3 protein-coding genes are annotated in these 4295 nt (G+C 50.2%); 1 reads left to right on the top strand and 2 read right to left on the bottom strand.

The genetic code is table 11. The features are described from left to right. Positions 1-99 precede the first annotated feature (99 nt). Positions 100-1512, top strand: a complete 1413-nt coding sequence (gene hydG, locus GRP75_RS20030) for a [FeFe] hydrogenase H-cluster radical SAM maturase HydG (protein WP_013310651.1) — start codon at positions 100-102, stop codon at positions 1510-1512. Positions 1513-1659: 147 nt separating this feature from the next. Here the strand turns inward: hydG and hydF are convergent, their stop codons facing one another. Further along, a complete protein-coding gene (gene hydF, locus GRP75_RS20025) occupies positions 1660-2913 on the bottom strand; it encodes a [FeFe] hydrogenase H-cluster maturation GTPase HydF (RefSeq protein ID WP_028540674.1) in 1254 nt (417 codons plus the stop codon). After that, positions 2900-4295 (bottom strand): aspartate ammonia-lyase (locus GRP75_RS20020; protein ID WP_237449117.1); only part of this gene is annotated, 1396 nt, incomplete at its 5' end. The genes hydF and GRP75_RS20020, both read right to left, overlap by 14 nt.

Here is a 4295-nt window from a genome sequence, read left to right as displayed (position 1 = left end):
GCGATAGTTTGAGGGTGCAACGACAGCTTATGAGACAGGAAACTTTGTGAGGCCATAACGGAAACATTGCAGTAACCATAAATAAGGAGATGGGTATACGTGAGTGGAGTACGGGAGAAAGTGTCGGCGGATTTTATTAATGAAGCAGAGATTATGGCAGCAGTGGAGCAGGGGAAACAAGAGGCAACAGATCGACACCGTATTTTAGAAATTTTAGAAAAGGGGAGAGCCTGCCGGGGACTGAGTGCGAGTGAAGCGGCGGCTCTTTTGCATGTGGATGATCCTGAATTATTGGAAGAGATGTTCAAATCTTCGAGGGCAGTCAAAGAACAAATTTATGGCAACCGAATTGTACTGTTCGCCCCTTTATATGTAAGCAACCACTGCGTGAATAACTGCGAATATTGTGGTTATAAACATACCAATGACAGCTTTACTCGTAGCCGTCTGACACCGGAGGAATTGGTAGAGGAGGTTAGAGTGCTTCAAGAACTGGGACACAAGCGGCTCGTGCTGGAAGCGGGGGAAGACCCAGTCCATTGTCCCATTGACTATATCGTCGATTGTCTGCGCCAGATCTATGAGGTCAAGGTAGATAACGGCAGCATTCGACGGATCAATGTGAATATTGCATCCACAACCGAGGAGGACTATCGGAAGCTGGCAGAGGTAGGCATTGGTACGTATATTTTATTTCAGGAAACGTATCATCGGGAAAGCTATCGTAAATTTCACTTACAGGGACCAAAGCGGGACTTTGATTGGCACACCACCGCAATGGACAGAGCCATGCGTGCGGGTATAGATGATGTGGGGATCGGTGTGTTGTACGGTCTGTATGATTTCCGTTATGAAACCGTAGCGATGCTGAAACATGCCGAGCACTTGGAAGAAGCCTTTGGGTGTGGCCCTCATACGGTTTCAGTTCCACGATTGCGTCCGGCTGAAAATGTAGACCTGGAGCGATATCCGTACCTGGTCAACGATGAGGATTTTATGAAAATTGTATCCGTTCTTCGACTGGCTGTCCCTTATGCTGGTATGATCCTGTCCACACGCGAGGAGCCGGAATATAGGGACCGCGTCATTGGTCTAGGCGTGTCGCAGATTAGTGCAGGTTCAGCTACAGGCGTAGGGGCATATGCAAAACAGGAAACTGATGATAAGCCTCAATTTGAGGTAGGGGATCATCGCTCACCATCGGAAATTATTAAAAGTCTGTGCCGTGGCGGATATATGCCGAGCTACTGCACAGCTTGCTACCGCGAGGGGCGAACTGGAGATCGTTTCATGGAACTTGCCAAATCAGGACAAATTCATAATGTGTGTCAGCCGAATTCGCTGTTGACCTTCCAAGAATATCTACTGGATTATGGGGATGAGGAGGCGCGTGAACTGGGAGCTGCCGCTCTGCGAGAGAATCTGGAGCGTATACCACGTGAATCGACGCGCCGTTTGACGCTTGACAGACTGGAACGACTGGAAGCAGGCGAGCGTGATTTGTATTTTTAGCAATTTATATTATTCGTAGTATCATTTCACGTTATGAAAATTCTCATGATTTATAATCGAACTTGAAAATAAAAAGCAGTCGCGTTGGAATCAGCGCGACTGCTTTTGTGTATCTGGAAAAAAATATTAATGACGAGATAAGGTCTTTTAGGAATAACTGCCGGCTTCTACAGCTTGCTCCCATGCCAGCATAGCAGATGGGAAGCATTCAATAGCACGGGGAAAGACCCCCTGTACATAAGCGATGAAAATACCATAGTTCACAATCGGCACTCCGGCAGCTTTCGTTTCCGACATTCGATGAAGCATCGTACGCCGATTGAGCATGCATGCACCGCAATGAATAACCAGTGCATATTCGCTCAGATCATCAGGGAAGCTGGAGCCGGATGCATGCTCGATGATGAGACGTTTGCCTATCGTTTGGCGGAGCCAGCGGGGAATTTTCACTCGACCAATATCGTCAGATTGGCATTGGTGAGTGCAGGCTTCGGCAATGAGTACACGGTCTCCATCCTTGAGGCGATCAATGGCTCTTGCACCTCGTACCAGTTCGTCCAGATCGCCTTTATGACGGGCAAACAGGATGGAAAAAGATGTGAGAGGTACATCCTTGGGCGTGTCGGCCGCTACTTTCATAAAAACCTGTGAATCGGTAATGACCAAGCGAGGCTTACGTCCCAATCTCTCCAGCGTCAATCGTAGTTCATGTTCTTTGGTCACTACGGCGATGGCATCGCTCTCTAGTGTATCGCGGATTGTTTGCTGCTGTGGCAGGATCAAACGGCCTTTTGGTGCAGCTTTGTCGATGGGAACGACCAGCACAACAACATCGCCGGGTGACAACAGGTCACCGACGATACGGAAACGATCCTCATTTTGGGGGAGTGTATTAGTGATAGATTTTTTCAGTTCCGTGTCTCCCTGGAGCAAAGATGCACTGAAAGGAATCAGGGTGAGATCCAGTTCAGTTGCCAGCTTTGTAGCCGTTTTATCTGATTCAGTAAGGGTATCTATCTTATTCAATACCCCAATAACAGGAATCTTTTTGGTGCGGAGCTTTTCGAGTAGCTCATGCTCGAATGGTCCGACTCCAACGGTGGCGTCGATAACGAGCAAGGCCAAGTCTGTACTATTAAGTATTTCTAGCGTTTTGTTGCGGCGCAGCTCCCCGACCTCACCCTCATCGTCCAGTCCGGCGGTATCCACCAGAACAATGGGACCCGCTGGGAGCAGCTCCATCGGTTTGAAAACGGGGTCCGTGGTCGTTCCTCCTACAGGAGATACCACAGCGACGGGCTGACCCGTCAGGGTGTTCAGAATGCTGGATTTGCCTGCGTTGCGGCGACCGAGCAGGACAATATGTGGTCGGTTGCTACGAGGGGTATCATTCATTCCCATGGTGAGTTCCTTCTTCCTGCCCCGGAATTCCGGGTTTGGTTACTGTATAGGGATAGCATAATTGGTCAATCCGCGAACGGGTCAGTAGGCCGCGATCTTCTGCAATATCCTCTGGTGTGCGACCTTGCACAATGGCTGCAGATGCAATGGAGGCAGCTTCATCATCGCCAAGCTCCGCGACCAGCGCAGAAGCCATCACGGCTGAGTTACGCAGATTTGTAGTGCAGCGTTCCTCACGCACGATCAGGCCGCGTACGCATCGTTCCTCGAATAGTCGAACCGCGCTGTTCAGAATATGTAGCGATTCCAGCAGCGATTCGGCAATCAGCGGCAGGAATGCGTTTAGTTCCAACTGACCGGAGGCAGCGGCCATAGTGATAGCCGCATCTTCGGCTATCACACGCATGGCTGTTAGTCCTGCCATTTCAGCTATTACCGGATTGACCTTGCCAGGCATAATAGAGGATCCGGCCTGAACTGGAGGCAGCGTGTATTCGCCAATACCACCGAAAGGACCAGAGGCCAGTAGGCGAAAATCGCCAGATATTTTGTACAAATTCACGGCGGCTGATTTGAGTAGACCAGACACCTCCACAAAGACATCCATATTTTGAATCGGGTCCATCGGGTGGTCGCTGCGACTCAGTCCAAAACCAGTCTCATCCGCCAGCTTTTCGACCATTCGATAGCTGTAAGCGCGGGGCGCGTTCATACCTGTGCCAATCGCCGTGCCTCCAATAGGGATTTCCCGCAGCCGCTCTTCAGCTTTATAGAGACGCCAGCGGTCGCGCGCTATAGCCTTTGCGTAGGCACCAAAGCCCTGCCCGGCCATCATGGGCAGGGCATCCATTAGCTGAGTGCGGCCTAGTTTGAGCAGGTCAGCATATTCCGTTTCTTTGTGCTGTAAAGCATCCTGTAACGAAGACATCGTGTCACATAAAGGTCGAAGCAGCCGTATCGCTGCAATTCGTAGCGCTGTGGGATAGACATCATTCGTAGACTGGCAGCAGTTCACATCATCCAGAGGATGTATAATCTCATACTGCCCTGGTCTGCCTCCTAGCTGTACGATGGCCAAATTAGCAATGACCTCATTTACATTCATATGGGTACTGGTGCCTGCACCGCCTTGTATGGCATCCACGGTAAACATATGTTGGTGCCTCCCGGCGAGTAATTCGTCGCAGGCATTTACAATGGCGGAGGCCCGTTGGGCAGGAAGCCGTTTCTGCTCACCATTCACTTGAGCGGCTACTTTTTTTACCAACACAAGAGCGTGGATCAAGTTTTGGTTCACGGGCCTGCCACTGACCACAAAATTGTTCATCGCGCGTGCGGTGTGAATACCGTAAAAGGCATCTGCGGGAATTTCCATCTCTCCT

The sequence above is a fragment of the Paenibacillus sp. OT2-17 genome (assembly GCF_009827695.1).
Taxonomy (GTDB): domain Bacteria; phylum Bacillota; class Bacilli; order Paenibacillales; family Paenibacillaceae; genus Paenibacillus; species Paenibacillus polymyxa_B.
Note: the sequence above shows the minus strand (reverse complement) of the source record. Positions and strands in the feature narration are given on the sequence as shown.

What these genes read in the sequence shown, in the direction of transcription:
- hydF (WP_028540674.1), bottom strand. Translation starts at nt 2,913, where the DNA reads ATGGGAATGAATGATACCCCTCGTAGCAACCGACCACATATTGTCCTG.